At 68.7% G+C, this 24434-nt stretch carries 23 protein-coding genes; 2 read left to right on the forward strand and 21 right to left on the reverse strand.

Annotated elements, in window-relative coordinates:
- Positions 1 to 57: 57 nt before the first annotated feature.
- The 11 genes from pcaF to TSH64_RS08635 all read right to left on the reverse strand — a co-directional run bounded on the left by pcaF (position 58) and on the right by TSH64_RS08635 (position 10592).
- On the reverse strand, positions 58 to 1266 hold the full coding sequence (gene pcaF / locus TSH64_RS08585) for a 3-oxoadipyl-CoA thiolase (protein WP_109096388.1): 1209 nt from the start codon (positions 1264 to 1266) through the stop codon (positions 58 to 60).
- A complete protein-coding gene (gene paaI, locus TSH64_RS08590; RefSeq protein WP_109096389.1) occupies positions 1259 to 1732 on the reverse strand; it encodes a hydroxyphenylacetyl-CoA thioesterase PaaI in 474 nt (157 codons plus the stop codon). The genes pcaF and paaI overlap by 8 nt, the downstream gene beginning before the upstream one ends.
- Positions 1725 to 3242: a 3-hydroxyacyl-CoA dehydrogenase PaaH gene (gene paaH, locus TSH64_RS08595; RefSeq protein WP_109096390.1), complete on the reverse strand. Its 1518-nt coding sequence runs from the start codon at positions 3240 to 3242 to the stop codon at positions 1725 to 1727. The genes paaI and paaH overlap by 8 nt, the downstream gene beginning before the upstream one ends.
- The gene (paaG, locus tag TSH64_RS08600) at positions 3242 to 4033 is read right to left on the reverse strand and encodes a 2-(1,2-epoxy-1,2-dihydrophenyl)acetyl-CoA isomerase PaaG (protein ID WP_109096391.1); all 792 of its coding nucleotides are present in this window, start codon (positions 4031 to 4033) and stop codon (positions 3242 to 3244) included. The genes paaH and paaG overlap by 1 nt, the downstream gene beginning before the upstream one ends.
- Positions 4030 to 5709 (reverse strand): phenylacetic acid degradation protein PaaN, encoded by a 1680-nt coding sequence (gene paaN / locus TSH64_RS08605; protein ID WP_109096392.1) that lies wholly within the window; start codon positions 5707 to 5709, stop codon positions 4030 to 4032. Before paaN ends, paaG begins: the two co-directional genes overlap by 4 nt.
- Positions 5710 to 5749: 40 nt before the next feature.
- The gene (paaE, locus tag TSH64_RS08610; protein ID WP_109096393.1) at positions 5750 to 6829 is read right to left on the reverse strand and encodes a 1,2-phenylacetyl-CoA epoxidase subunit PaaE; all 1080 of its coding nucleotides are present in this window, start codon (positions 6827 to 6829) and stop codon (positions 5750 to 5752) included.
- A 58-nt stretch (positions 6830 to 6887) separates the two neighbouring features.
- Positions 6888 to 7409 (reverse strand): 1,2-phenylacetyl-CoA epoxidase subunit PaaD, encoded by a 522-nt coding sequence (paaD, locus tag TSH64_RS08615; protein WP_109096394.1) that lies wholly within the window; start codon positions 7407 to 7409, stop codon positions 6888 to 6890.
- Between the two features lie 7 nt (positions 7410 to 7416).
- Positions 7417 to 8181, reverse strand: coding sequence for a 1,2-phenylacetyl-CoA epoxidase subunit PaaC (gene paaC / locus TSH64_RS08620; RefSeq protein WP_109096395.1), 765 nt, complete (start codon positions 8179 to 8181; stop codon positions 7417 to 7419).
- 15 nt (positions 8182 to 8196) lie between these two features.
- Positions 8197 to 8484, reverse strand: coding sequence for a 1,2-phenylacetyl-CoA epoxidase subunit PaaB (gene paaB / locus TSH64_RS08625; protein WP_109096396.1), 288 nt, complete (start codon positions 8482 to 8484; stop codon positions 8197 to 8199).
- A 26-nt stretch (positions 8485 to 8510) separates the two neighbouring features.
- A complete protein-coding gene (paaA, locus tag TSH64_RS08630; RefSeq protein WP_109096397.1) occupies positions 8511 to 9524 on the reverse strand; it encodes a 1,2-phenylacetyl-CoA epoxidase subunit PaaA in 1014 nt (337 codons plus the stop codon).
- 468 nt (positions 9525 to 9992) lie between these two features.
- On the reverse strand, positions 9993 to 10592 hold the full coding sequence (locus TSH64_RS08635) for a Crp/Fnr family transcriptional regulator (protein ID WP_158285360.1): 600 nt from the start codon (positions 10590 to 10592) through the stop codon (positions 9993 to 9995).
- Positions 10593 to 11049: 457 nt separating this feature from the next.
- Between TSH64_RS08635 and TSH64_RS08640 the strand changes: the two genes are divergently transcribed.
- Positions 11050 to 11268, forward strand: a complete 219-nt coding sequence (locus TSH64_RS08640; RefSeq protein WP_146208013.1) for a hypothetical protein — start codon at positions 11050 to 11052, stop codon at positions 11266 to 11268.
- Positions 11269 to 11336: 68 nt separating this feature from the next.
- Here the strand turns inward: TSH64_RS08640 and TSH64_RS08645 are convergent, their stop codons facing one another.
- The 7 genes from TSH64_RS08645 to rimO all read right to left on the reverse strand — a co-directional run bounded on the left by TSH64_RS08645 (position 11337) and on the right by rimO (position 18064).
- Positions 11337 to 13691 (reverse strand): ATP-binding protein, encoded by a 2355-nt coding sequence (locus TSH64_RS08645; RefSeq protein WP_109096399.1) that lies wholly within the window; start codon positions 13689 to 13691, stop codon positions 11337 to 11339.
- A gap of 8 nt (positions 13692 to 13699) precedes the next feature.
- Positions 13700 to 14938, reverse strand: a complete 1239-nt coding sequence (locus TSH64_RS08650) for an ABC transporter substrate-binding protein (RefSeq protein ID WP_247872820.1) — start codon at positions 14936 to 14938, stop codon at positions 13700 to 13702.
- A 219-nt stretch (positions 14939 to 15157) separates the two neighbouring features.
- On the reverse strand, positions 15158 to 15583 hold the full coding sequence (locus tag TSH64_RS08655) for an OsmC family protein (protein ID WP_109096400.1): 426 nt from the start codon (positions 15581 to 15583) through the stop codon (positions 15158 to 15160).
- 137 nt (positions 15584 to 15720) lie between these two features.
- Positions 15721 to 15972: a hypothetical protein gene (locus TSH64_RS08660; RefSeq protein ID WP_109096401.1), complete on the reverse strand. Its 252-nt coding sequence runs from the start codon at positions 15970 to 15972 to the stop codon at positions 15721 to 15723.
- Positions 15973 to 16104: 132 nt separating this feature from the next.
- Positions 16105 to 16272: a hypothetical protein gene (locus TSH64_RS35810; protein WP_174473426.1), complete on the reverse strand. Its 168-nt coding sequence runs from the start codon at positions 16270 to 16272 to the stop codon at positions 16105 to 16107.
- 70 nt (positions 16273 to 16342) lie between these two features.
- A complete protein-coding gene (locus TSH64_RS08665; protein ID WP_109096402.1) occupies positions 16343 to 16714 on the reverse strand; it encodes an HNH endonuclease in 372 nt (123 codons plus the stop codon).
- Positions 16715 to 16744: 30 nt separating this feature from the next.
- Positions 16745 to 18064, reverse strand: coding sequence for a 30S ribosomal protein S12 methylthiotransferase RimO (gene rimO, locus TSH64_RS08670; protein ID WP_109452426.1), 1320 nt, complete (start codon positions 18062 to 18064; stop codon positions 16745 to 16747).
- A 486-nt stretch (positions 18065 to 18550) separates the two neighbouring features.
- Here rimO and TSH64_RS08680 point away from each other — a divergent pair, with 486 nt between their 5' ends.
- Positions 18551 to 19003: a MarR family winged helix-turn-helix transcriptional regulator gene (locus TSH64_RS08680; protein WP_109452428.1), complete on the forward strand. Its 453-nt coding sequence runs from the start codon at positions 18551 to 18553 to the stop codon at positions 19001 to 19003.
- Positions 19004 to 19042: 39 nt separating this feature from the next.
- On the opposite strand, the gene TSH64_RS08685 is transcribed toward TSH64_RS08680, so the two are convergent.
- Genes TSH64_RS08685 through dnaE form a run of 3 tightly spaced genes read right to left on the reverse strand, consistent with a single transcriptional unit; the run spans position 19043 to position 24374 of the window.
- A complete protein-coding gene (locus TSH64_RS08685; RefSeq protein ID WP_109096404.1) occupies positions 19043 to 20002 on the reverse strand; it encodes a heparan-alpha-glucosaminide N-acetyltransferase in 960 nt (319 codons plus the stop codon).
- On the reverse strand, positions 19999 to 20883 hold the full coding sequence (locus TSH64_RS08690; protein ID WP_109096405.1) for a hypothetical protein: 885 nt from the start codon (positions 20881 to 20883) through the stop codon (positions 19999 to 20001). Before TSH64_RS08690 ends, TSH64_RS08685 begins: the two co-directional genes overlap by 4 nt.
- Positions 20883 to 24374, reverse strand: coding sequence for a DNA polymerase III subunit alpha (gene dnaE / locus TSH64_RS08695; RefSeq protein ID WP_109096406.1), 3492 nt, complete (start codon positions 24372 to 24374; stop codon positions 20883 to 20885). Before dnaE ends, TSH64_RS08690 begins: the two co-directional genes overlap by 1 nt.
- Positions 24375 to 24434: the final 60 nt, after the last annotated feature.

Below are 24434 nucleotides of genomic sequence, written 5' to 3' on the forward strand. Positions count from 1 at the left end.
CGCTTCTCCCTTCGTACTGATGCCCGGCGCTTGACGGCCGGTGTTGCCGGTTTTCGTTCAGACCCGCTCCACCATCATGGCGATGCCCTGGCCGACGCCGATGCACATGGTGCAGAGCGCGCGGGTCGCCTTGCGGTCCTCCAGCTCCATCACCGCGCTGGCGACCAGCCGGGTGCCGCTGGCGCCGAGCGGATGGCCGAGCGCGATGGCGCCGCCATTCGGGTTCACATGCTCGGCATCGTCGGGCAGGCCCAGCAGGCGCAGCACCGCGAGGCCCTGTGCGGCGAAGGCCTCGTTCAGCTCGATCACGTCGACGTCGCCGATGGAGAGGCCGAGGCGGGCCAGCAGCTTCTGCGTCGCCGGGGCCGGGCCGATGCCCATCACGCGCGGCGCCACGCCGGCCACCGCGGTGCCGACGACACGGGCGCGCGGGGTCAGGCCATAGCGCTTCACCGCGTCGGCCGACGCCACGATCACCGCGGCGGCGCCGTCATTGACGCCGGACGCATTGCCGGCGGTGACGCTGCCGCCCTCCTTGCGGAAGGGGGTTGAGAGCTTGGCCAGCGCTTCCAGCGTGGTGTCGGGGCGCAGATGCTCGTCGGCGGAGATTATCGTCGGCTCGCCCTTGCGGCGGGGGATGGCGACCGGGACGATCTCGCGGGCGAGGCGGCCGGATTCCTGGGCACGGCCGGCGCGCTGCTGGCTGCGGACGGCGAAGGCGTCCTGGTCGGCGCGGGAGATGGCGTAGTCGGCGGCGACGTTCTCCGCCGTCTCCGGCATGCTGTCGATGCCGAACCTTGCCTTCATCAACGGATTGACGAAACGCCAGCCGATGGTGGTGTCGAAGATCTCGGCCTGCCGGGAGAAGGCGCTGTCGGACTTGCCCATGACGAAGGGCGCGCGGGTCATGCTCTCGACGCCACCGGCGACGATCAGGTCCGCCTCGCCCGCCTTGATGGCGCGGGCGGCCATGCCGATGCTGTCCATCCCGGAGCCGCAGAGGCGGTTGACCGTGGTCCCGGGCACCGTCTCGGGCAATCCCGCCAGCAGCGCCGCCATGCGGGCGACGTTGCGGTTGTCCTCGCCGGCCTGGTTGGCGCAGCCGAGGATCACGTCGTCGACGGCGGACCATTCGACGCCGGGGTTGCGCTCCATCAGCGCCTTCAGCGGCACCGCGGCGAGGTCGTCCGGGCGCACCGGGGCCAGCCCGCCGCCGTAGCGGCCGAAGGGGGTGCGGACGGCGTCGCAGAGGAAGGCTTCACGCATGGGAGGCTCCGGGAACGGGGATCACGCTGCCGGCGAGGCGCGCCGACTGGCCGCGGAACAGGCCGACGATTGTGCCGTCCTGGCTGGTGACGGTGACGTCGTAGACGCCGGAACGGCCGCGCTTGTGCACTTCGCGGCATTCGGCGGTCAGCAGGTCGCCCAGCTTGGCCGGGGCGGGGAAGGTGATGGAGCAGCCCGCCGCCACCGTCACCTCGTTCGCCGCGTTGCAGGCATAGGCGAAGGCGGTGTCGGCCAGCGTGAAGGTCATGCCGCCATGGCCGATGTCGTGGCCGTTCACCATGTCCTTGCGCACGGTCATGCTCATGCGGGCATAGCCGGGGGCGATCTCCAGCAGTTCGATGCCGTGGGCCTGGGCGCAATGGTCGCGCTCGTACATGCCGCGGCCGACCGCTTCGGCCAATTTCTGAAGATCGGCGGATTGGGGGTCGGTGTGGGACTCAGCCATGGAAGCGGTTTCCTCCGGAAATCCTGCGGCGCAACAGCGCCGACGCGCGGTAGCGGTCCTCGCCGTAGGTGCGGGCCAGGGCGTCGAGAACGGCCAGCACATGGGGCAGGCCGATGCGGTCGGCCCAGGCCAGCGGGCCCAGCGGGTAGTTCACGCCCTTGGTCATCGCGATGTCGATGTCGGCGGCGCTGGCGACGCCCTGCATCGCCGCGTCGGCCGCCTCGCTGGCGAGCATGGCGACGGTGCGCATCACCACCAGACCGGGGGCGTCGTCGATCACCGACACCGCCTTGCCCAGCGCCTGGAACAGCCCGGCGGCGACGGCGAGCGCGTCCGCCGGCGTGCCGTCGGCGGGGGCCAGCGCCACGCGGGTGGCCTTGGCGTAGTCCAGCGCCAGATCGAACAGCACCAAGGGCGCGAGCCCGTCGTCGGCGGCGCGGGCGGTGGCGGTGCGGCCGTCGGTGAGTGCCAGCGTGACGCCGTCCACCAGCATCAAACCGGAGCCGGAAGTCTCTTCGACGGAGATGCCGGTCTCGCGCAGAAGCCCGACCAGCGAAGCGGCGGGGCCGAGGTCGCCTTGCACCAGCACGCGGTCAGGTCTCACGCCCGGTTCGGCGTTGCGCGGCACCGGCCTGGCGGCGCCGGGGCTGTGGTCGTAGAAGCCGCGGCCGGTCTTGCGGCCGAGACGCCCGGCCTCGACCAGCTCCTGCTGGATCAGCGAGGGCTGGAAGCGCGGGTCGCCGAAATAGGCGGCGTGGACCGAGCGGGTGACGGCGAAGTTCACGTCATGGCCGATCAAATCCATCAGCTCGAACGGCCCCATGCGGAAGCCGCCGGCCTCGCGCATCACGGCGTCGATGGTGGCGGGATCGGCGGCCTGCTCCTGCAACAGCCGCAGCCCTTCGGCGTAGAAGGGGCGGGCGACCCGGTTGACGATGAAGCCGGGGGTGGAGCGGCAGCGCACCGGGCTCTTGTCCCAGGCCTTCGCCGTGTCGAACAGCGTGCCCAGCACCGCCGCATCGGTGGCGAGGCCGCTGACGATCTCCACCAGCGCCATCAAGGGGGCGGGGTTGAAGAAATGCAGGCCCGCCAGCCGCTCCGGCCGTTGCACCCCGGCGCCGATGGCGGTGACCGACAGTGACGAGGTGTTGGTGGCGAGGATGGCGCTTTCGCCGACGATGCCCTCAAGCTCGGCGAACAGGCGGCGCTTGACGTCGAGATCCTCGACGATGGCCTCCACCACCAGGCCGGCGGGGGCGAGGTCGGACAGGCCGTCCACCGCACGCAGCCGGCTGACCGTGGCGTCGCGTTCCGCCGCGGTGCGCTTGCCCTTCTCGACCAGCAAGGTCAGCGCCTTGGCGATGGACCCGACGGCGGCCTGGGCCGCGCCGGGGCGGGCATCGACCAGCAGGACCGGGTGGCCGGCCTGCGCCGCGACCTGGGCGATGCCCTGGCCCATGGCGCCGGCCCCGACCACCGCGACGGTGACGGAGGGTTCGAGCGCCGCCATCACCGCCCCTCGAATTTCGGCACACGCTTGCCCACGAAGGCGGCGACGCCCTCGCGATAGTCCCGGGTGCGGCCGGCTTCGCGCTGGAGGTCGCGTTCCAGGTCGAGCTGGCTGTCCAGGTCGTTGTCCAGCGAGACGTTCAGCGCCCGCTTGATCAGCGCAAGGCCGTGTGTCGGCTGGGTGGCGAGCTGGCGGGCGAGCGCTCCGGCCTCCTCCGCCAGTTTGTCGTCATCGACCGCCTTCCAGATCATGCCCCAGGCTGCCGCCTGTTCGGCCGAAACCTTGTCGCCCAGCATGGCGAGGCCCATGGCGCGGGCGTGGCCGACCAGACGCGGCAGGGTCCAGGTCCCGCCGCTGTCGGGGATCAGCCCGATCTTGCAGAAGGCCTGGATGAAGCTGGCCGACCGCGCCGCCAGCACGATGTCGCAGGCGAGCGCGATGTTGGCGCCGGCCCCGGCGGCGACGCCATTGACAGCACAGATCACCGGCATCGGCAGCTCGCGGAGCGTGCGGACCAGCGGGTTGTAGTTGGTCTCGATGGACGCGCCGAGGTCCGGCGCCTCCTGGCCCGGAGCGACGGCGCGGTCGGACAGATCCTGCCCGGCGCAGAAGCCGCGGCCGGCCCCGGTCAGCAGCAGGCAGCGGACGGTCTTGTCCTCGCGCACGGCGGCCAGCGCGCCGCGCAGTTCCTCATGCATTGCCGCGGTGAAGCTGTTCAGCCGGTCCGGCCGGTTCAGCGTGACGGTGGCGACTCCATCGGCGATGTCGAGAAGGATCGTTTTCTCGCTCATTGCGCAGTCTCCAGAACCGGGACGCGGCTCTGCACCACGCGGAAGCGGTTGGCGACGAAGGCGAGGTCGCACAGCGCGGCATTGGCCGCCGGGTTGGCGCCGGTGCCGTGGAAGTCGCTGAAGGCCGCCGACTGGTTGACGAAGACGCCGCCGGTCAAATTGACCGACAGGGCGACGCCGGCCTCGACGAACAGGTCGGTCGCCTGCTCGATCAGCTGCGGGTCGGTGCTGTAGAGGCCGGTGGTCAGCGCCCCCTTGGTCCGGGTCAGGCGGGCGGCGCGCTCCAGGCTGTCGGCGGTGCTGTCGGTCTTCACGATGATGGAGATCGGGCCGAACAGCTCATGGCCGTACTTGTCCTCGTCGGCCGCATCCATGGTCAGGATCAGCGGCGTGCGGATGCGGGCGTCCGGGAACTTCGGATGGGAAATGGCGCGCGACGGCAGCACGACGGTGCCGAGCGTGGCGGCCTCGTCGATGCGGGCGAGCGTTGCGTCGGACTGGATGGCGCCCAGCACCTCCACCGCGCGTTCCGGGTCGGAGAGGAACTTGTCGACGCCGCCGGCCAGCGCGGAAACCACCTGATCGAAGCTCATGCGGTCGGCACCGGCCTGGATGCCGTCCTTGGGCACGAAGATGACCTGGGTCGTCGTGCACATCTGGCCCGAATAGAGGCTGAGCGTGAAGGCGAGGTTGCGCACCATGCCCTTGGGGTCGTCGGTGCCGTCGATGACCACACTGTTGACGCCGGCCTTCTCGGTATAGACCTGGGCGTGGCGGGCGTTCTGCTCCAGCCAGTCTCCGAAACCGGTCGAGCCGGTGTAGTCGATCACCGCCACCTCCGGCCGCAGCGCCAGATCCTTGGCGATTGTGTCGCCGATGGCGAGCGTGACGAGGTTGGGGTCGAGCCCGCACTCCACCAGCACCTCGCGCGCGATCCTGACGGTGATGGCGAGCGGCAGGATGGCGGTCGGGCCGGGCTTCACGATCACCGCGTTGCCGGTGACGAGGCTGGCGAACAGGCCGGGATAGCCGTTCCAGGTCGGGAAGGTGGCGCAGCCGATGACCAGCCCGACGCCGCGACCGACCACCTCGAAGCGCTTGTCCATCACCAGCGGCGGGTTCTTGCCCTGCGGCTTCTCCCAGCGCGCCGCCGGGGCTTGGTCGCTCATCGCCTTCCAGCCATAGGCGACGGCCTCCAGCCCGCGGTCCTGGGCATGGGGAGCGCCGGCCTGGAAGGCCATCATGAAGGCCTGCCCGGTGGTGTGCATCACCGCGTTGGCGATCTCGAAGCTGCGGGCGTTCAGCCTTTTCAGGATTTCCAGGCAGACGCCGGCCCGGCCATTCGGACCCGCCTTGCGCCAGCCCGGCATCGCCGCCTTGGCGGCAGTCACCAGCGCCTCGACGTCCGACACCGGATAGCTGATGCCGAGGTCGAAGCCGAAGGGCGAGCGCTCGCCCCCCGCCGTTGCGGTCACGCCCGGCTGGTCCAGCTCGAAGGGCTTGTCGCGGTAGGCCGCGAAGGCCGCCTCGCCATCCGCCGCCGCCGTCTCGCCATAGGCGCGCGGGCTCGGCATTTCGGGGAAGGCCGACCAGTAGGCGCGGCTGCGGCAGGCCTCGACGGCCTTCTGCAACGTCGCCTCGTGCGTCTCGAACAAGCTCTGCGGGGTGGTGGTCATGGCGGGGCGTTTCCTTTTTCTCGTTGTTGGCTGTCTTTGCTCAGGCGGCGTCGAAGTCGATGACGACCCGTTCGGTCAGCGGGCGCGACTGGCAGGTCAGGACATAGCCGGCCTCGACCTCCCACGGCTCCAGCGAGTAGTTCTCGGCCATCTCGACCTTGCCTTCGCGGACCTTGGCGCGGCAGGTGCAGCAGACGCCGGACTTGCAGGAATAGGGCAGGTCGGCGCCATGCCGGTGTGCGGCCTCCAGGATGCTCTCGCCATCATAGGGCAGGGTGAATTCCTTGCGCTTGCCGTCCTGAAGAACGGCGATGGTGGCGGCATCGGTGGGGCTGTCGGTTGGCGCCTTTTTCGCCGCGGGTCGCGCGGCGGTCGTGGTGCCGAACAGCTCGACATGGATGTTGGCAGGCGGCGTGCCGCAGGCGGCAAGGGTGTCGCGCACCTCCTCCACCATCGGCTGGGGGCCGCAGAGGAAGGCGGCGTCGATGTCCTCAGCCTTGAGCGGGCCGGCGCAGAGTTCGCGCACCAGACCGGCGCCGATGCGCCCGCCCAGCAGCCCGGCCTCTTCCGGTTCGCGGCTCAGCACATGGTGGATGACCAGCCGGCCGATGTAGCGGTTCTTCAGGTCTTCCAGCTCCTCCCGGAAGATGATCGAGGAGACGGTGCGGTTGCCATAGACCAGCACGAAGCGGCTCTTCGGCTCCTGCGCCAGCACGGTCTTCAGGATCGACATCACCGGGGTGATGCCGCTGCCGGCGGCGAAGGCGACATAGGTGCGGGATGCTGCCGGATCGACGGGGGTGTGGAAGCGCCCCATCGGCGTCATCACCTCCAGCACCGCGCCGGGCGCCAGCGACTGGTTGGCGTGGGTGGAGAACAGCCCGCCATCCACCTTCTTCACCGCCACGCGCAACTCGCCGTCGCCTGCGCCGGAGCAGATGGAATAGGAGCGCCGCACCTCCTCGTCGCCGATGCGGGTCTTGAGGGTCAGGTACTGGCCCTGGACGAAGCGGAAGCGGTCGGCGAGATCGGCCGGCACGTCGAAGGCGATCGACACGGTGTCCGCCGTCTCCCGGCGGCACTCGCGGATGGTCAGCGGGTGGAAGCTGGGGCTGGTCATGGGGTCCGTCCTTGCGGCGCGGAGGGTGCTCCGCCGAAGCCGCTCAATGGCATTTGGATCAATGGCATTTGAACACGTCGAACGGTTCGAGGCAGGCGTTGCAGGCGTGCAGCGCCTTGCAGGCGGTCGAGCCGAAGCGGCTGATCTGGCGTGTGTCCTCCGATCCGCAGCGCGGACAGGCGATCACCTCGTCCGGTGCCGTCAGCGCCCGCTTGCCGGAGTGCGGCGGCGGGACGATGCCAACCTCGGCCAGCTTGTCCCGGCCGGCGTCGCTGATCCAGTCGGTCGTCCAGGGCGGGGCGATCACCACCGAGACGCGGGCGTCGAGGCGTGCGCGGGCCAGCGCGGTTTCCGCCTCCAGCACGATCACGTTGGTGGCGGGGCAGCCGGAATAGGTGGGCGTCAGGGCCACCGACAGCCGGCCGTCCGCATCGGCCGAGACGGCGCGGACGATGCCGAGATCGACGATGCTCAGCACCGGGATCTCCGGATCCATCACCCCGGCCAGCGCGCCCCAGGCGGCTTTCACCACCGCATCGGCACCCGGTTCCGGTCCCCAGCAGCCCGCTGCATCCGGCATGGCATCCTCACCAGGTCGCGTCGGGATAGGCGCGCGGCAGGAACTGCATCTCGGCCAGCAGATAGCCCAGATGCTCGCTGTGCTCGCCGCGGCGGCCGCCCTTCTGCATCCAGCCGTCGGCCGGGCGGTCGAGCGTGGCGTCCTCCAGAACCGCTTCGACGCGGGCGGTCCAGGCGGCCTTCAGCTCGGCCGGGTCGGGAACGATGCCGGCGGCGACCAGCGCCTGTTCGGCCTCGTCGCGCTCAAACATTTCGCCGGTGTAGGGCCAAAGCCGGCCCAGTGCGTCGGCGACCTTGGCATGGCTGATGTCGGTGCCGTCGCCCAGCCGCACCAGCCAATCGCCGCTGTGGCGGACATGGTAGCGCACCTCCTTCACCGCCTTGGCGGCGATGCCGGCCAGCGTCTCGTCCGTCGAGGCGCAGAGCCGCCCGTACAGCTCCACCGCCCAGGCATCGTGCAGGAACTGGCGGACGATGGTGTGGCCGAAGTCGCGGTTGGGCTGCTCGGCCAGCAGGTGATTGCGGTAGTCGAAGACGTCGCGCCGGTAGGCGAGGCGGTCCTCGTCGCGGCCCTTGCCCTCCAGCTCGCCGGCATAGGTCAGCAGCATGCGGGCATGGCCGACGAGGTCGAGCGCGACGTTGGTCAGCGCGATGTCCTCTTCCAGCTCCGGCGCATGGCCGCACCATTCCGACAGCCGGTGCCCAAGCACCAGCGAGGTGTCGCCCAGCCGCAGCGTGTAGCCGAACAGGGCCTCCTTGAGATCCGTGCTCATCAGATGGTCTTCCGGCTAGATGTTTTTGACGTCTGCGGGGATGTCGTAAAAGGTCGGGTGGCGGTAGACCTTGTCGTCGGCCGGGTCGAACAGGCTGGCCTTGTCGGTCGGGTCGGACGCCGCGATGCTGGATGCCGGAACCGCCCAGATGCTGACGCCCTCGCCGCGGCGGGTGTAGACGTCGCGGGCATTGTCCAGCGCCATGCGGGCGTCGGCGGCGTGCAGGCTGCCGACATGCTTGTGCGACAACCCGTTCTTCGGCCGGATGAAGATCTCGAACAGCGGCCAGTCCTTACGGTCCATCGTCTCTTCCCCTCGGGATTCTTCGGTCAGCCGGCCTTCTTCAGGGCGCGCTGCTTGCGTTTGGCGGCATGGGCGGTGGCGGCCTCGCGCACCCAGGCGCCGTCGTCCCACGCCTTTTGGCGGGCCTCGATGCGTTCGCGGTTGCAGGGGCCGTTGCCCTTCAGGATCTCGTTGAACTCGGTCCAGTCGATGGCGCCGAACTCGTAATGACCGGTCTCGGCGTTGAAGCGCAGCTCCGGGTCCGGGATGGTCAATCCCAGGAACTCGGCCTGCGGTACCGTGGCGTCGACGAAGCGCTGGCGCAGCTCGTCGTTGGAGAAGCGCTTGATCTTCCAGGCCATGTTCTGGGCGGAGTGGGCCGACTGGTTGTCGGACGGGCCGAACATCATCAACGACGGCCACCACCAACGGTTTAGCGCGTCCTGCGCCATCCGCTTCTGCTCGGCCGTGCCCTGGGCCAGCGCCAGCATCAGCTCGTAGCCCTGGCGCTGGTGGAAGCTCTCCTCGCGGCAGATGCGGACCATGGCGCGGGCATAGGGCCCGTAGGAGCAGCGGCAGAGCGGCACCTGGTTCATGATCGCAGCACCGTCGACCAGCCAGCCGATGGCGCCGATGTCGGCCCAGGTCGGGGTCGGGTAGTTGAAGATGCTGGAATATTTGGCCTTGCCCGACAGCAGCTGGCCGATCAGCTCGTCGCGCGACACGCCCAGCGTCTCGGCGGCGCTGTAGAGGTAGAGGCCGTGCCCGCCCTCGTCCTGCACCTTGGCCAGCAGGGCCACCTTCCGGCGCAGCGTCGGCGCGCGGGTGATCCAGTTCCCTTCCGGCAGCATGCCGACGATTTCCGAATGGGCATGCTGCGAGATCTGGCGGACCAGCGTGCGGCGGTAGCCTTCCGGCATCCAGTCGCGCGGCTCGATCTTCTCCTCCGCATCGACGCGCTCCTGGAAGCGGCCCTGGAGAGCCGTTTCCTGCTCCGTCACCAGCCGGGGGGACGGTTGAGCGCCCTGCTCGGTCTTGGCATCCAAACCCTGCGTGTACATCGGCATCCCCGAGATGGATTGCGCGTCCAGCGAACAATTTCTGAAGGAAAAATATGATACAGATCAAAGACTGTAAAGAGGAATTGTGTGTCGCTTTAGGGGTGGGGCGGCGTGGGCGCATAAAAGCGTTTCATAACAATGCATTGATTTGAAAATCCCGAGCGCATGCCGGGGTGGTGCGCAGGGAGAATGGGCACAGGAATACCGCCACCGATACACCGATGCTGCGGTTTTGCGGATTTTGTGCGGCGCAGAAAAGGCTGGGCGGGCAGGGGGGATCGCTGCCGGACCGATGGTTGACCCCGGCGCTGCGGATTGGGCCGGCGGCACGCATCGGTCGGGCGCAGGCGTCCCGTCAGGAGCCGCTCCGCCGGGCGGGGGAGGGCTGGTGACGGGGAACTGCGACGCTAGCGGATGGGGGGAGGGAGGCGCGGCTTCGGGGGGATTTGAACGGCCGAAGCCAGCGCCTTACGCGCCGGCGCCGGAAAAGGTGCGCTCCAGGCGACGGGGGGCGCGGATCATATGGAGGTACAACTCGTCGAACTGACCGACGGAGGCAAGCTGGCGCACGTCGTTGACGGTGATGCGCTGGCCATTCACTTCGATCAGGCCACTGTCGCGCAGCCGGCGCAGGGTCCGGTTGATGTGGACGATGCTCAGACCCAGCGCGTCGGCCAGGATCTCCTGCGTCACCGGCAGGACGAAATGGCCGTCGGTCACCATGTTGACGATGCTGAGGCGGCGCAGAAGTTCGACCAGCAGGTGGGCGGTGCGCTCCAGCGCGGTCCGCCGCCCCAGGCTGAGCAGCCGCTCCGCCAGGATCGCTTCCTCGCGTGCGCCCGACCAGGCGAGCGCCGCGGCGAGGCGCGGAAAGGAGCGGAACATCTCGCCGAGCCGTTCCGGCGGGAAGCTCGCCACCTCGACCGGGGTCAGCGTGGTGACGCTGTGGTCGGCCGATTCGAACAACGTGCAATACATGCCGATGATGTCGCCCGGCAGGACGAAGTTCACGACCTGACGCCGGCCATCGGGCAAAGCCTTGTGACGGATCGCCCAGCCGTCCCGCATGATCCGCACGTCCCGATATCTTTCACCCTGTTGGAGTAGATCGGTTCGTGGAGACACTCGGGCAATTGTCCTTTCCAAATCGGTAAGGTACAACTTTTCCTCGTCCGACAGGATGAGGTAGCTGCTCAATTTAAGCCACAATGGAGTGGGCTCTAGGGCGCGGCTCGCCGGTGCGCGAGTCATGGTCGTCTTTGCCTTCTTTGTCCTAATATTGGCGCTTTGATAAACGGACGCGCAGTTGACCCGGTTCCGCGTGAGCTCGAACGTTTAGGGTTTTCGGCAAAGGCGGCCACAACATAGGTTAATCAGCCAAATATTTTTCTCGAACGGTCTGTGACGCGCGGCCGACCGTGGTGTTGTTCCCTATGCAATTGGACGTACCGGCAGCATGGCCGGACGGTAAGCACCATCCAATAACACGGGGGGCATGATGACGGCGGAGGATGGGGCGGCGGGGATGGCCGCTCTCTCGATTTGTGAATCGTTGGTGATCGCCATGGTGGAAAAAGGCCTCCTTACGGTGGAGGAGGCCCGGGGCGTGCTTGAGGACGCGGCGGCGGCTCATCTGCGGCAGGAGACTGCCGGATTGGCGGACGGGTATCAGCAAAGCGCCGTAAGGGCGATAGAACGGCTGGTTCTGCAGGTGGACGCCGCCGGGCAATCCGGCCGCAGATGACCTGAGGGGCGCGTCGGCCCACTCGAACCGGTTCAACCGGTCAACCGGTTCGAGTGAGCCCGGCGCGATCAGCCCGGCAGGATGACGGGATTGCGCCGGCTGCCGGTCTTCCGCCCACCCTCGGTTCCGGCCCGCTCCGGAACGGCGTCGCTCAGCAGTTGCGCGACCTCCTTGGCGGCAATGGGCTTGTGCAGGATGCGGTAGCCGCTGGCCTCCGCGTCGGCGATACGCTGCGGTGCGGTGTCGCCGGTCAGGACCACGCTGGTCGGAACCCTGAAGCCCCGGCCGCGCAGGGCGACCTCGACGGCCTGGATGGCCTGCAGACCGGTGGCGCCCGCCTCCAGCCGGTAATCGGCGATCACCAGATCGGGCGGACGGTCCTGGCCGCTCAGCAGGCGCAGCGCATGGCCGGCGCTGTCGGCCGCGGTCACCCTCCAGCCGAAATCCTCGATCAGCAGGGTCAGGCCTTCGCGGACCAGAGGATCGTCGTCGATGACCAGGGCGGTGCCGCGTCCCGGCTCCGGCGCCTGTTCGGCCGGTGCCGGTGCCGACGGCGCCTCGACGGCCGGCAGGGCAGGGATGGGGATCTCCAGCGTGAAGCAGGACCCCTTGTTCGGCCGGGAGGCGACATGCACGCGGTATCCCAGCAGCCGTGCCAGCCGGTCGACGATGGCCAGCCCCAGCCCCAGCCCCTTGCCGCGGTCGCGGGTGGGGTTGGAGACCTGATAGAATTCGTGGAAGATCCGCTCCAGATGTTCGGGCGGGATGCCGATGCCGGTGTCGTAGACCTGGATGCGCAAGACCCCGCGGGCATGGCGGCAGCCCAGCAGGATGCGGCCATGGTCGGTGTAGCGCAGGGCGTTCTCCACCAGATTGCGGATGATCCGCTCCAGCAGTGCTGCGTCGGCGTTCAGCCTCATGCCGGTGGGAACGCTGCGGAAGGCGACACCCTTCTCCGCGGCGCGCAGGCGGTACTCGTCCTCCAGCCGCGCGAAGATGGTGCCGAGCGACACCGCCTGCACATTGGGCGACACCGTGCCGGCATCCAGCTTGGAGATGTCGAGGATGGCGTCGAGCAGGCGGCACAGCGCGTCCATCGACGCCTCGATGCTGCCGACCAGGGAGGCGGCGGGGTGGTCGCCCAGCCGGATCGCCAGCGCCGAGGTCAGCAGGACCAGCGACTGCACCGGCTGGCGCAGGTCGTGGCTGGCCGCGGCCAGGAAATGCGTCTTGGCGGCGTTGGCGCGCTCCGCCACCATCAGCGCCATCACCGCCTCCTGGCGCGAGCGTTCCGTCTCGTTGCGCGCGCTTTCCGCCTCGGCGCGGGCCTGCTCGGCGCGCTCGGCCAGCGTGCGCTGGATGGTGATCTCCTCCGCCGCGCGCATCTCGCGGTCGCGCTGGATGCCGGCGATGTGGTCCAGCATGGCGTTGAAGCCGCGCGCCAGGGCGGACACCTCGTCGTTGCCGCGCACCTCGGCGCGCTGGCCGGTGAAGCCGTCGGTGGCGATGGCGCCGGCCAGCCGTTCCAGTTCGCGCAGGGAGCGGGTCATGTGGTTGCCGACGGCGCGGCTGCCGACATAGATCGCCAGCAGGGCGGCCAGCCCCACCATCCCGTAGGCGGGCAGCATCCAGGAGAGCAGCGCCGAGGGCGGTGTTTCCGGTGCCTCCAGCCGCAGCGTCAGCCCCAGCGACGCCAGCCGTTCCGGCACGCTCAGCGGCACCGTCACCGCCATCATGTCGGGCGGCGGCGGCTTCGGTGCGTCACCGGCGTAGAGAAGCTCGGCCTCCGGATGCAGCACCAGGAAGTCGAGCGGCACCTTGTAGAGCAGCGCCCCTTCCGGCGACATCGTGCGGGAATAGATCAGCATCTCCGCCGCCAGCAGGAACTGCGTGTCGCCCTGCTGCACCACGCGTGCGGCCGGCTTGCCGGCGGCGATGGCGGCGCGCAGCCAGGCCATGTCGGCGGGTGCGACGGCCAGCGGGTCGGCATGGCGGCCGTTGTCGGCGATCGGCTCCCCTTCGAAATCGGTGAAGACCAGGGCTACCGGAACGCTGGCGATGTGGTTGAAGCTGCCCAGGAAGGGGATCAGGTAGGTTTCCTTGCCGGCGGAATCGACCAGCGCGGTGGCGAGCATGCTGTTGTCCGCCAGCTCGCGCACCGTGGTCACCAGCGTGTTCAGCAGCCCTTCGGTCTGGCGGGCGGCGAGGCTGGCGTTGGCTTCCACATTGGCATGGTGCTGGCGGGCCAGATGGCGGCTGGACACCACATACAGGCTGGCGCCGATCAGGATGGCGATCAGCACGCCCAGCATCAGCGACACCAGCGCGAAGCGGCGCGCCAGACGGCCCGAGGTCAGCATCCGCTGCGCGGTGCGCGGGATGGTGCCGTAGGCCGGCGGATCGAGGGGGGTGGGATCGGTCATCCGTGTTCTCAATCCACCGGGACCAGCACGCCGTCGCTGCGGAACCGTGCCATCAGCAGGTCGTCGGACCCAAGCGCCTCGTGGCGGCCGGGGGCGAAGGGGCGGTCGAAGTCACGGATCACGCCGCGATAGGGGCCGACCTGTTCCAGCGCGTCGCGCACCGCGGCGCGGTCGGTGGTGCCGGCACGGTCGATGGCCAGCGCCAGGATGCGGGTCAGATCGTAGGCATGCAGGAAGCCCACCGGCGACACGATGTCCTCCGGCCGGCGGATGCCGAACAGCCGCCCGGCGGTCTCCAGCACCGGGGCCAGCCGGTCCGGCGGGATGCGGAGGGGGCTGACCGTCTGGATCACGGTGAAATCGACCTCGCTGAGCGCCGCGCCTGCCTGTCCGACGAAGTTGCCGCCGGTGACGCCCCAATGGCTGAGGATCGGCAGCCGCTGCTGCGCCGGCAGGGCGGCCACCTCGCGCACCAGAACGGCGGCCTCGTCGTCGTTGGCGACCAGCAGGATCGCCTGGGCGCCGTCCTCGGCCAGCGCCTGATACTTGTCGAGCAGCGAGCGGTCGCGCCAGTTGTACCAGGCGGTGCCGGCCAGATCCGGGATCTTGTGGCCGGCGAGATGGCGTTTGGCGGCTTCCAGGTTGGAGCGGCCCCAGGCGGTGTTGGTCAGCAGCAGCCCGACACGGGTGAAGCCGCGGTCGGCGGCGCGCTTCAGCAGGAAGGGCATCGCCAGGCTGTCGCGCAGCGACAGGCGGAAGATGTAGTTGGGCTCCATGTCGTTGTCGACGATGGCGTCGGCCGACGACCAGGGGGCCAGGAACAGGGTGCGGGTCTGTTCCAGGACCGGCAGCTCCTCGATCACCACCGGGCTGAACCGGCCGCCGAACACGGCGATCAGATCCGGAATGGTGGCCAGTTCCCGGATGTTCTTGATGCCGCGGGCGGAGATCGACCGGTGTTCGCGCGTGATCAGTTCCAGCGGCCGCCCGCCCAGCACGCCGCCCTGGCGGTTGATGTCGTCGATGGCGGTCAGGATGCCGCGTTCGATGGCCTCGGCCGAGGTGCTGTTGGTCAGCCCGAATTCACCGTCCAGCGCCAGGATCACCGGCTCCCGGCCCAGTTCCCCACCCAGCTCCCTGCCCAACTCTCCCACGGTCTGGGCGGCGGCAGCCGTCGCCAGCGCCGCGAGCGGCAGCGCGAACAGAAGAAATATCGGCCGGCAAAGGCGAAGGACTGCGATGAACATTGACCGTCGTTCGATGGGATCGGCGGACGGAAGATGGGCTCCCGCACACGCAAGGCCGCACTATGGGTGGGCGGAAGCGGCGGGGTCAATCTGCCCTTCGGCAGAGCGGAAGGTTTGGAAGACATGAAGCGCCGCGGCAGCTTCGCCGCCGGTGGCTCGCTGCATTATCTGCACCGGTACGCTTGCTGCCGCGGGACGCTGCCTTTTCTGCGGGACGGGTCAGAGAAGCTTGGCGGTCAGGCTGATCTGGGTGCCGGCCAGCGCCTTCGACACCGGACAGTTGGCCTTGGCGCCGTTCGCCTGTTCCTGGAAGGTGGCCTCGTCGATGCCCGGGATTTCCGCCTCGCACTCCAGCTCGATCCGGCTGATGGCGAAGCCGGCACCGGCCTTCTCAAGATGCACCTTGGCGGTGGTGTGGACGCGGGTCGGCGTGTGGCCGGCCTGGGAGAGCCCGGCCGACAGCGCCATGGAGAAGCAGCCGGCATGGGCCGCCGCGATCAGTTCCTCCGGATTGGTGCCCTGGCCGTTCTCGAAGCGCGACGGGAAGGAATAGCTGCCTTCGAAGGCGCCGCTGCCCAGCCGCATCGTGCCGCTGCCCGATTTGAGGTCGCCACGCCATTCGGCGTCCGATTGCCGCATCGCCATGTTGATGTCTCCCTTTGAATATCGTGGTTGGTCCGGTGGCTCGCTGTCGCGTGACCGGTCCGGCCTGACCTAGGGCAGGGGAACGCCACTGCCAGCCATGTACCACCTCCGCGCTGCCTGCCGTCCGTCGCCAGCCGTCAGGCCTCCTGGACGGTCTCGATCTCCGACAGGTCCGACAGGCGGCGGGCCAGACGTTCGGTGCAGCGCACTTCCAGAATGCCGAAGCCGGCGTTGGGGGCGATGGTGTGGAGGTCGCCGGCCATGCCGTTCTCGCTGGCCAGCCGCCGCACCCGGTCCACCATGGCGTCGCGTTCCGGCCGTCCCGGACGCAGCCCCGGCAGCGGGCGGGTGAAGTGCAGCTTGTATCGCTTGAAGATCGAGGGAGCCATTCTGGTCACGGATGCCGGGTCATGGGTGCGACGTGGGGGCGGCCCCCCGGCATGAAGCCTGCGGATGCCGCCCCCGGATCTCGCACAGGCCGGCGGTGCGATGCCAGCCTGAAAAGCCCGTATTCCCGCAGCCTACTTCTTCGGCTCGACATTCTCGGCACCGGCACGGGTGCCGCCGAAGCGGTCGGCGCCCTTGGCGTCGGGGGCGTCCGGCTTCTTGTGGTTGCCGGTGTTCTGCTCGCCCTCGGTATGGCGGACGGTCTCTTCGGTGTGGGGCTGCTTGTTCTGCTGGCCGGTCATCGGCGACGCTCCTTCTATATATAAGGTGTCTTCCGTTAACCGGATCGGGCCGCTTTGGTTTCGGGCGCTCTCACCGTTGCCGTGCGATCTGCTGGGCGATGGCCTGGGAGATGGCCTGCGCCAGGGCGATCCAGCGCTCCTCCTCGTCCGCTCCCTCCCCCTCGTCGCGCAACACGCGCAGGGGCGGCCAGACGCCGAGCCGGCTGGAGCGGCGCAGCGCGAAGAACCGGTCGAGTTCCTCGTCGGTCGGCAGGCGGTCGTCCTTGCGCTGGTTGCAGCGGCGGTGCGCCAGCACGACGTTGGCCGGATCGTCGATCCCGCCATAGGCCTGGGGGATCAGATGGTCGAAGGTGGCCTTCGCCCCCACCGGCCCGTCGCAGAAGAAGCAGCGCCCGCCCTGCTGGACGTCCATCAGTCTGGCATCGTCCGGCGTGACGGGCATGGCGCTCTCCAGTCGGTCGATAGACAGGGTTCAGAGATCGCGCTCGACGCTGCCCCACAGGTCGTACTCGTCGGCATGCTCGATGGTGACGTCGACCATGTCGCCCGGCTTCAAGCCGGTCTCGCCGTTCAGGAAGACGTTGCCGTCGATCTCCGGCGCATCGGCATAGGAGCGGCCGATGGCGCCGTCCTCGTCGACCTCGTCGATCAGGACGCCCAGCGTATAGCCGACCTTCTGCTGGAGCCGTTCGGCGCTGATCGCCTTCTGCGTCTCCATGAAGCGCTCCCAGCGCTCCTGCTTGACCTCTTCCGGGACGGCGCCGGGCAGGTCGTTGGCGGTCGCACCCTCGACCGGCTCGTACTTGAAGCAGCCGACGCGGTCGAGCTGGGCCTCCTTCAGCCAGTCCAGCATGAACTGGAAGTCCTCCTCCGTCTCGCCGGGGAAACCGGTGATGAAGGTGGAGCGCAGGACCAGATGCGGGCACTCGTCGCGCCACTTGCGGATGCGGTCCAGCTGCTTTTCCTGGGCGGCCGGGCGGCGCATCGCCTTCAGCACGGTGGGCGAGGCATGCTGGAACGGGATGTCGAGATAGGGGAGGATCCTGCCCTCCGCCATCAGCGGGATGACCTCGTCCACATGCGGGTAGGGGTAGACATAATGCAGGCGGACCCACAGGTCGAAGTTCGCCAGCTCGTTGCACAGGTCGAAGAAGCGGGTGCGGACCTCGCGGTCGTACCATTTCTCCGACTTGTACTTCACGTCGACGCCGTAGGCGCTGGTGTCCTGCGAGATGACCAGCAGTTCCTTGACGCCGGCAACCGCCAGCTTCTCCGCCTCGCGCAGGACCGAATGGATCGGCCGGCTGACCAGATCGCCGCGCAGGGACGGGATGATGCAGAAGCTGCAGCGGTTGTTGCAGCCTTCGGAAATCTTCAGATAGGCGTAATGGCGCGGGGTCAGCCGCAGCCCTTCCGGCGGCACCAGATCGGTGAAGGGGTTGTGCGTCGGCGGCACCGCCTCGTGCACGGCGCTGACCACCTGCTCGTACTGGTGCGGACCGGTGACGGCCAGCACCCCGGGGTGGACTTGCCGGATCATGTCCGATTCCACGCCCATGCAGCCGGTGACGATCACCCGCCCGTTTTCCTTGATCGCCTCGCCGATGGCGTCCAGAGATTCCTTCTTGGCGCTGTCGAGGAAGCCGCAGGTGTTGACCAGCACGACGTCCGCGCCGTCGTAGCTGGGGGAGATCTCGTACCCCTCCGCGCGCAGGCGGGTGAGGATACGCTCTGAATCGACGAGCGCCTTCGGGCAGCCGAGGCTGACGATGCCGACCTTCGGGGCGCCCATGGTCTGGGCGGCGGCCGGCGATGCGGACTTCGGAACGGGGGATGTGGTCATCGCGCGCGTATACCGCCGATTCAAAGATTACGCCAGTGAAACATGGCGTTTGAGCGCCCGGGCATGGCCGGCATGCCGGTTTTGCCGGGGTCTGTCATGCCTTTGAGGTCTTCCAGCGCCTTGTCCATCCCTTTGCTCCTCCTTCGCCGGGCTCAAGCCAATGCGACAATTTGCAACAAAAGGATGAAGTGTTCGATGTTCCGTTTTGTGTTCAGCCACGCTAGTATGTATGACGATCTTATGATCGATGTGGCTGCCGCCTTACAGCGATAGCCGCCAGCCTTGTGATGCGCCCATCGTATAGCCACTAAACTTTATAGAGTGGAAAAAATGGACTTCGCAAAAGTGCGCGGTGTTGCTGCGGGCCGGATGTCGGTCCGGAACAACGGGACGCTGGACCGGACGCCGATCGGAGCCGGAGCCATCGGAGCCACCATGGACTTCGCCGAACCCGATCACGCGGGGGCTGCCTCGCCGCAGGCCATCGCCGACGTGATGCTGCAGATCTCCCATATTGCCGACAGCCTTGGCTATACCCATGGCCTGAAGCCGTCGCAGTGGACGGCGCTCCGCTATTTCGCCGGGGCCAACAACAGCCAGCGCACCGTGTCGGCCTTCGCCGATTTCCACGCCACGACCCGCGGGGCCGCCTCGCAGATGGTCGAGGTGCTGGTGGGCAAGGACCTGCTGGTCCGCGTGCCGGTTCCGGAGGACCGCCGCGTCACCCAGCTGCACCCGACGCCGAAGGCGCTGGAACTGCTGCGCCACGACCCGCTGAACGACTTCGCCGGCATCATCGCCGCGCTGCCGGGCGACGAGCAGTACAAGCTGGCCGAGACGCTGACCAGCCTGCTGCGCGGCCTGCTGGAAAAGCGCCAGTCCGTCTGACCGCCCGGCGTGGTTCGGGCGTTTGAGCCCGGCCGCCCGTCAGGGCTTGCGGCAAGCGGCGACCGCCGCCTGCAGACCGCGCTGGTCGCGCTCGTTGAGGCGGTTGGCGACGAAGCCCTCCCATAGGCCATTGCGCGCCAGTTCGGATTGCACGCAGCCGCAGTTGGCGGTGCAGGTGACTTTCGCCACGCCGGCGCGCTCGCAGCTTGCCACGCAGGACGCCTGGAAACTGCGTACGGCGAGCGTTTCCGCCGGCATCAGCTGCGCCGCGGCCCAGGCGATCCCGAACAGCAGAGGCTGGTGCAGCAGATAGACGGCAAGGCTGTGCCGGCCGCCGAAGGCGAGCAGCCGCGCGGCGCGGCCGTTCACCGCCACCCCCTCGCCCAGTCCAGGCCGCAGCCGGCCAAGCCCGATCCCGGCCAGCACGCCGCCGATCCAGGGCAGAAGCGGCACGTAATCGTTGGAATCCGGCGCCACGCTGGTCAGCCCGATCCAGCGCAGCCAGGGGCTGTCGAACAGCGGGAAGCCCTGGGTCGTCCCGACCAGCACCGCCGCTGCCGCCGCCGTCAGGGTCACACTGGCGGGCAGGCGGACGAAGGCGAGGCCGATGACGCTCGCCACCGCGATGTGGTGCAGCACGCCGAAGAAGATCGGGCTGTCGGGAAACAGGGCATAGGATGCCGCCGAGACCGCCGCGGCCCCGGCCGCCACCCGCCCCAACCGGCGCAGGAAACGCCCGGCGTCGATCCCGTCGCGGCTCGCCAGCACCAGCCCGATGCCGGCCAGCAGCAGGAAGCTCGACAGAATCGCGGTGCGGGCAGCCAGCCACAGCGGGTCGCCCAGCAGGTCGAAGCCGGCGAGGCCGAAATAGGTGGCGTCCCAGCTTCCGTGATAGGCCGCCATCGCCAGCAGCGCCAACCCGCGGGCCACGTCGATTGCCGGCCGGCGCGAGGGCCGCTGTGCGAGGCCCTGTGCCGACGTGATGCCGATTGCGCTCATGATCCGGTCATTCCCACCCCGAAGATCCACCCCTCCTGCCGCCTTGCGGTGTCGTCCAGCCCCGGCGGTGCCCAGGCGCGCGGGGTGCCGGCGAGCCAGCGCAGGCCGGCGGCCGACACCAGCGCATCGCTGTCATGGTCGCTGACCGCCCCGGTCCGCTCCAGCGGATGCGAGCCCAGCCGGCGAAGCGCCTCGTCCATCTCGGCGCCGTCGCGGATCTTGCGCTGGCCGAAGCCGGTGTGTTTCAGGAACAGGCGCGGGTAGATCTCCACCATCACGCTGGCGCCCGGTGCCGGGTCATCGAAGGGCCAGACCGCTAGCCGGCCGGGCAGGGCGGTGCGCAGGGCGCGCAGCACCCGCATGCCGGCAAGCGCCCCTTTGCCGACCTGACGCGAGCCGATCAGCTTGTAGGGGCTCTGCGGGTGGCCCAGCCCATCGGCGCGGCAGGCCCATTCGGTGGCGCGGTGCGGGTCCTCGTACCAGTCCGGCTGCGGCCCGCCATGCCAGAAGCCGACCCCGTGCAGCGGATGGCTGGCGAAGGGACCACCGCCGAAGTCGGGCTCCGCCGCGCAGATCTCCTCCACCGCGTCCCATAGATCGAAGACGGTGGCCTCGCGCCCAGGAAAGCCGTGCGCCGCCACCGCGAAGGGCAGGGAGAAGGCGCAGTCGATTCCCACCAGGGCCGGTTCTTTCGGCAGTTCCGCACGCAGCCAGTCGAACACCGCCGTCCGCGACCACCAGCCGCCGGGGCCCTCGACCAGCCGTGGGGCGGCATCGCCCGCGGCACATTCCGCCACCGCGATGCCGGCGTAGCGCTTGGCCAGCGCGCCGGACCAGTCGATGGCGATGAAGCGCCCGAAGGCGGGCGCCGCCACCGTCATCAAAGCTCCGCCACCTCCACCACGCCCGGCACCGCCTTCAGGGCCGAGCGGCTCTGCGCGGTGATGGTGTAGCTGCCGGGCAGCTCGATCTCGATCTCCTTCAGCGGGTCGACCTCGACCAGCACATTGATGCGGCTCTTGCCGCGCGACAGCCGATCCAGCGTGGCGCGCAGATGCTCGATCGGGCCGGGGTCGCGCAGGACGACGCGCAGGCCGGCGCTGACCGAGGCGACGGCCTCCTCCAGCGGCTTGATCTCCTGGCAGGTCAGGCGGATCTCTTCGCCGTTCAACTGGACGTCGACGGTCAGCAGAACCGCGTTGCCCGGCTCCAGCAGGGCGCGGTTGGCCGCCAGGATTTCCGAGAACAGCGTGACCTCGTAGCCGCCGGCGGCGTCCGACAGCTCGACGAAGGCGAAGCGGTTGCCGGACTTGGAGGTCTTCTCCTTCTTCGACACGATGATGCCGGCCATCGCGCGGCGGGTCATGCCGCCGGCCTTGGCGACGTTCGCCAGATCGGCCGAGCGCACCACCTTCATGCGGCCGAGCGGGCCGGAATAGGCGTCGAGCGGGTGGGCCGACAGGTAGAAGCCGATGGCGCCGAACTCGTGCTTCAGCTTCTCCAGCGGCTCCCAGTCCTTGACCTTGGGCAGTTCCGGTTCGGGCAGGCCGCCCCCGCCGCCGCCAAACAAGTTGCCGATGCCGCTGTCGCGCTCCGCCGCCTCCGCCTGGGCGTAGCGGATGATGGTCTCCAGCGCGGCATGGACCTGGGCGCGGTTGGGGTTCAGCCCGTCGAAGGCGCCGGCGCAGGCGAGATTCTCAAGCTGGCGCTTGTTGATGGTCTTCAGATCCAGCCGGCGGGCGAAGTCGAACAGGCTCTTGAAGGGGCCGTTCTTCCGCCGCTCCTCCACCACCGCGCGCATGGCGGGCTGGCCGACGCCCTTGACGGCGGCCAGCGCATAGCGCACCGCCTTGGTCCCGTCGGCCAGCTGCTCGACCCCGAAGATGGAGTCGGATTTGTTGATGTCCGGAGTCAGCAGCTTGACGCGCAGCCGCGCCAACTCCTGGCGGAAGACGTTCAGCTTGTCGGTGTTGCCAAGGTCGAGCGTCATCGACGCCGCCATGAACTCCACCGGGTGGTTGGCCTTGAGATAGGCGGTGTGGTAGGCGACCAGGGCGTAGGCGGCGGCGTGGCTCTTGTTGAAGCCGTAGCCGGCGAACTTCATGACCTGGTCGAAGATCATGCTGGCCAGATCGGCCTTGACGCCGCGCGACTCCGCGCCGTCGCAGAAGATCTTGCGCTGGTTGTCCATCTCCTCCTTGATCTTCTTGCCCATGGCGCGGCGCAGAAGATCGGCGCCGCCCAGCGAATAGCCGGACAGCACCTGGGCGATCTGCATGACCTGTTCCTGGTAGATCATGATCCCGAAGGTCTCCTTCAGGATGCCTTCCAGGCTGTCATGCATGTAGTCGGCTTTTTCCTCGCCGTTCTTCACCCGGATGTATTTCGGGATGTTGTCCATCGGGCCGGGACGGTAGAGCGACACCAGCGCGATGATGTCCTCCAGCCGGTTCGGCTTCAGCCGGCGCAGGACGTCGCGCATGCCCGAGCTTTCCAGCTGGAACACGCCGGTCGCCTCGGCCCGGCTGAGCAGCTGGTAGCTCTTCTCGTCGTCCAGCGGGACGGTGGTCAGGTCCGGCTTCTCGGGGATCAGGTCGACCGCCGTCTTCAGCACGGTCAGCGTCTTCAAACCCAGGAAGTCGAACTTCACCAGGCCGGCCTGTTCGACATATTTCATGTTGAACTGGGTGACCGGCATGTCGGAGCGCGGGTCTCGGTAGAGCGGCACCAGCTCCTGCAAGGGCCGGTCGGCGATCACCACGCCGGCGGCGTGGGTCGAGGCGTGGCGATAGAGGCCTTCCAGCTTCAGGGCGATGTCGATCAGGTGGCGCACGGTGTCGTCGCCATCGCGTGCCTGCCGCAGCATCTCCTCGCTGTCCAGCGCCTGCTGGAGCGTCACCGGGTTGGCCGGGTTGTTCGGCACCATCTTGCAGATCTTGTCGACCTGACCGTAGGGCATCTGCAACACGCGGCCGACGTCGCGCAGCACGGCGCGCGCCTGGAGCTTACCGAAGGTGATGATCTGGGCGACGCGGTCGTAGCCGTACTTGTTCTGGACGTAGCGGATGACCTCTTCGCGGCGGTCCTGGCAGAAGTCGATGTCGAAGTCGGGCATCGACACGCGCTCGGGGTTCAGGAAGCGCTCGAACAGCAGCCCGAAGCGCAGCGGGTCGAGGTCGGTGATGGTCAGCGCCCAGGCGACGACGGAGCCGGCGCCCGACCCGCGGCCCGGACCGACGGGAATGTCGTGAGTCTTCGCCCATTTGATGAAGTCCGACACGATCAGGAAGTAGCCGGGGAACTTCATCTTGACGATGACGTCCAGCTCGAACTCCAGCCGCTCGAAATAGGTCCGCCTCGTCTCCGCGCGCTGCTCCGGCGTCATGTCGGGGGTGTAGACGACCTTCTCCAGCCGCTCCTCCAGGCCGGCGCGCGACTGGGCGCGCAGCTCGTCGTCCTCGGTACGGCCGCCTTCGCAGGCAAACGGCGGCAGGATCGGCTTGATCGGCTTCAGCAGGAAGGAGCAGCGCCGGGCGATGGCGACGGTGTTGTCCAGCGCCTCCGGCAGATCGGCGAACAGCAGCCGCATCTCCTCCGCCGACTTGAAGCGGTGGTCGGGGGTCAGGCGGCGGCGGTCCTCCTGGCTGAGATAGGCGCCCTCGGCGATGCACATCAGCGCGTCGTGCGCCTCGTACATGTCGGCAGTGGCGAAATAGCAGTCGTTGGTGGCGACCAGCGGCAGGCCGTGGGCATAGGCGAGGTCGATCAGCGCCGGTTCGATGGCGTTCTCCGCCGCGGCGAAATGGCCGCGCCCGCCCTCGTGCCGCTGAAGCTCGACATAGAGGCGGCCGGGGAACAGCCGCTTCAGCCGCTCCAGGACGTCGAGCGCCAGATCCTTCTGCCCCTCGTGCAGCAGCCGGCCGACCGAGCCGCCGGGTCCGCCGGTCAGCGCGATCAGCCCGGCCGAATGGCCGTCCAGCGCGTCCAGCGTCACCTGCGGGCCGGCCAGCGGGTCCGACTCAAGGAAGGCCTTGGACACCAGCGCTGCGAGGTTGCGGTAGCCCTCCTCGTTCTGGCAGAGCAGGACGAGCTGGTCGGGGGTGGCCGCCGCCTTGCCGGGCAGGCCGGGCTTGGTCTGAGCGGGGCCGACGCGGGTGATGCCCAGCACGGTGCCGATGATCGGCTGCACGCCGGCATCGGAGGCAGCCAGCGCGAATTCCAGGGCGCCGAACAGGTTGCCGGTGTCGGTGACCGCGACGGCCGGCATCTGCTGTTTCAGGCAGAGCTTGACCAGCTCCTTCACCTTGATCGCACCTTCCGACAGCGAATAGGCGGAATGGACGCGCAGGTGGATGAAGTCGGCGTGGGGCATGGCAACCGGGGGCTTGCTTGCTACGGGGCCCCTGGTTCTAGCACAGCCCGGACGCTTCCC

It is taken from the genome of Azospirillum sp. TSH64 (assembly GCF_003116035.1).
Taxonomy (GTDB): Bacteria; Pseudomonadota; Alphaproteobacteria; order Azospirillales; family Azospirillaceae; genus Azospirillum.

Bases quoted from the DNA above. Each gene is read 5' to 3' on its own strand.
- pcaF (WP_109096388.1), bottom strand. From the start codon at position 1,266: ATGCGTGAAGCCTTCCTCTGCGACGCCGTCCGCACCCCCTTCGGCCGC.
- paaI (WP_109096389.1), bottom strand. From the start codon at position 1,732: ATGGCTGAGTCCCACACCGACCCCCAATCCGCCGATCTTCAGAAATTG.
- paaH (WP_109096390.1), bottom strand. From the start codon at position 3,242: ATGGCGGCGCTCGAACCCTCCGTCACCGTCGCGGTGGTCGGGGCCGGC.
- paaG (WP_109096391.1), bottom strand. From the start codon at position 4,033: ATGAGCGAGAAAACGATCCTTCTCGACATCGCCGATGGAGTCGCCACC.
- paaN (WP_109096392.1), bottom strand. From the start codon at position 5,709: ATGACCACCACCCCGCAGAGCTTGTTCGAGACGCACGAGGCGACGTTG.
- paaE (WP_109096393.1), bottom strand. From the start codon at position 6,829: ATGACCAGCCCCAGCTTCCACCCGCTGACCATCCGCGAGTGCCGCCGG.
- paaD (WP_109096394.1), bottom strand. From the start codon at position 7,409: ATGCCGGATGCAGCGGGCTGCTGGGGACCGGAACCGGGTGCCGATGCG.
- paaC (WP_109096395.1), bottom strand. From the start codon at position 8,181: ATGAGCACGGATCTCAAGGAGGCCCTGTTCGGCTACACGCTGCGGCTG.
- paaB (WP_109096396.1), bottom strand. From the start codon at position 8,484: ATGGACCGTAAGGACTGGCCGCTGTTCGAGATCTTCATCCGGCCGAAG.
- paaA (WP_109096397.1), bottom strand. From the start codon at position 9,524: ATGTACACGCAGGGTTTGGATGCCAAGACCGAGCAGGGCGCTCAACCG.
- TSH64_RS08635 (WP_158285360.1), bottom strand. From the start codon at position 10,592: ATGCGGGACGGCTGGGCGATCCGTCACAAGGCTTTGCCCGATGGCCGG.
- TSH64_RS08640 (WP_146208013.1), top strand. From the start codon at position 11,050: ATGGCCGCTCTCTCGATTTGTGAATCGTTGGTGATCGCCATGGTGGAA.
- TSH64_RS08645 (WP_109096399.1), bottom strand. From the start codon at position 13,691: ATGACCGATCCCACCCCCCTCGATCCGCCGGCCTACGGCACCATCCCG.
- TSH64_RS08650 (WP_247872820.1), bottom strand. From the start codon at position 14,938: ATGTTCATCGCAGTCCTTCGCCTTTGCCGGCCGATATTTCTTCTGTTC.
- TSH64_RS08655 (WP_109096400.1), bottom strand. From the start codon at position 15,583: ATGGCGATGCGGCAATCGGACGCCGAATGGCGTGGCGACCTCAAATCG.
- TSH64_RS08660 (WP_109096401.1), bottom strand. From the start codon at position 15,972: ATGGCTCCCTCGATCTTCAAGCGATACAAGCTGCACTTCACCCGCCCG.
- TSH64_RS35810 (WP_174473426.1), bottom strand. From the start codon at position 16,272: ATGACCGGCCAGCAGAACAAGCAGCCCCACACCGAAGAGACCGTCCGC.
- TSH64_RS08665 (WP_109096402.1), bottom strand. From the start codon at position 16,714: ATGCCCGTCACGCCGGACGATGCCAGACTGATGGACGTCCAGCAGGGC.
- rimO (WP_109452426.1), bottom strand. From the start codon at position 18,064: ATGGGCGCCCCGAAGGTCGGCATCGTCAGCCTCGGCTGCCCGAAGGCG.
- TSH64_RS08680 (WP_109452428.1), top strand. From the start codon at position 18,551: ATGGACTTCGCCGAACCCGATCACGCGGGGGCTGCCTCGCCGCAGGCC.
- TSH64_RS08685 (WP_109096404.1), bottom strand. From the start codon at position 20,002: ATGAGCGCAATCGGCATCACGTCGGCACAGGGCCTCGCACAGCGGCCC.
- TSH64_RS08690 (WP_109096405.1), bottom strand. From the start codon at position 20,883: ATGACGGTGGCGGCGCCCGCCTTCGGGCGCTTCATCGCCATCGACTGG.
- dnaE (WP_109096406.1), bottom strand. From the start codon at position 24,374: ATGCCCCACGCCGACTTCATCCACCTGCGCGTCCATTCCGCCTATTCG.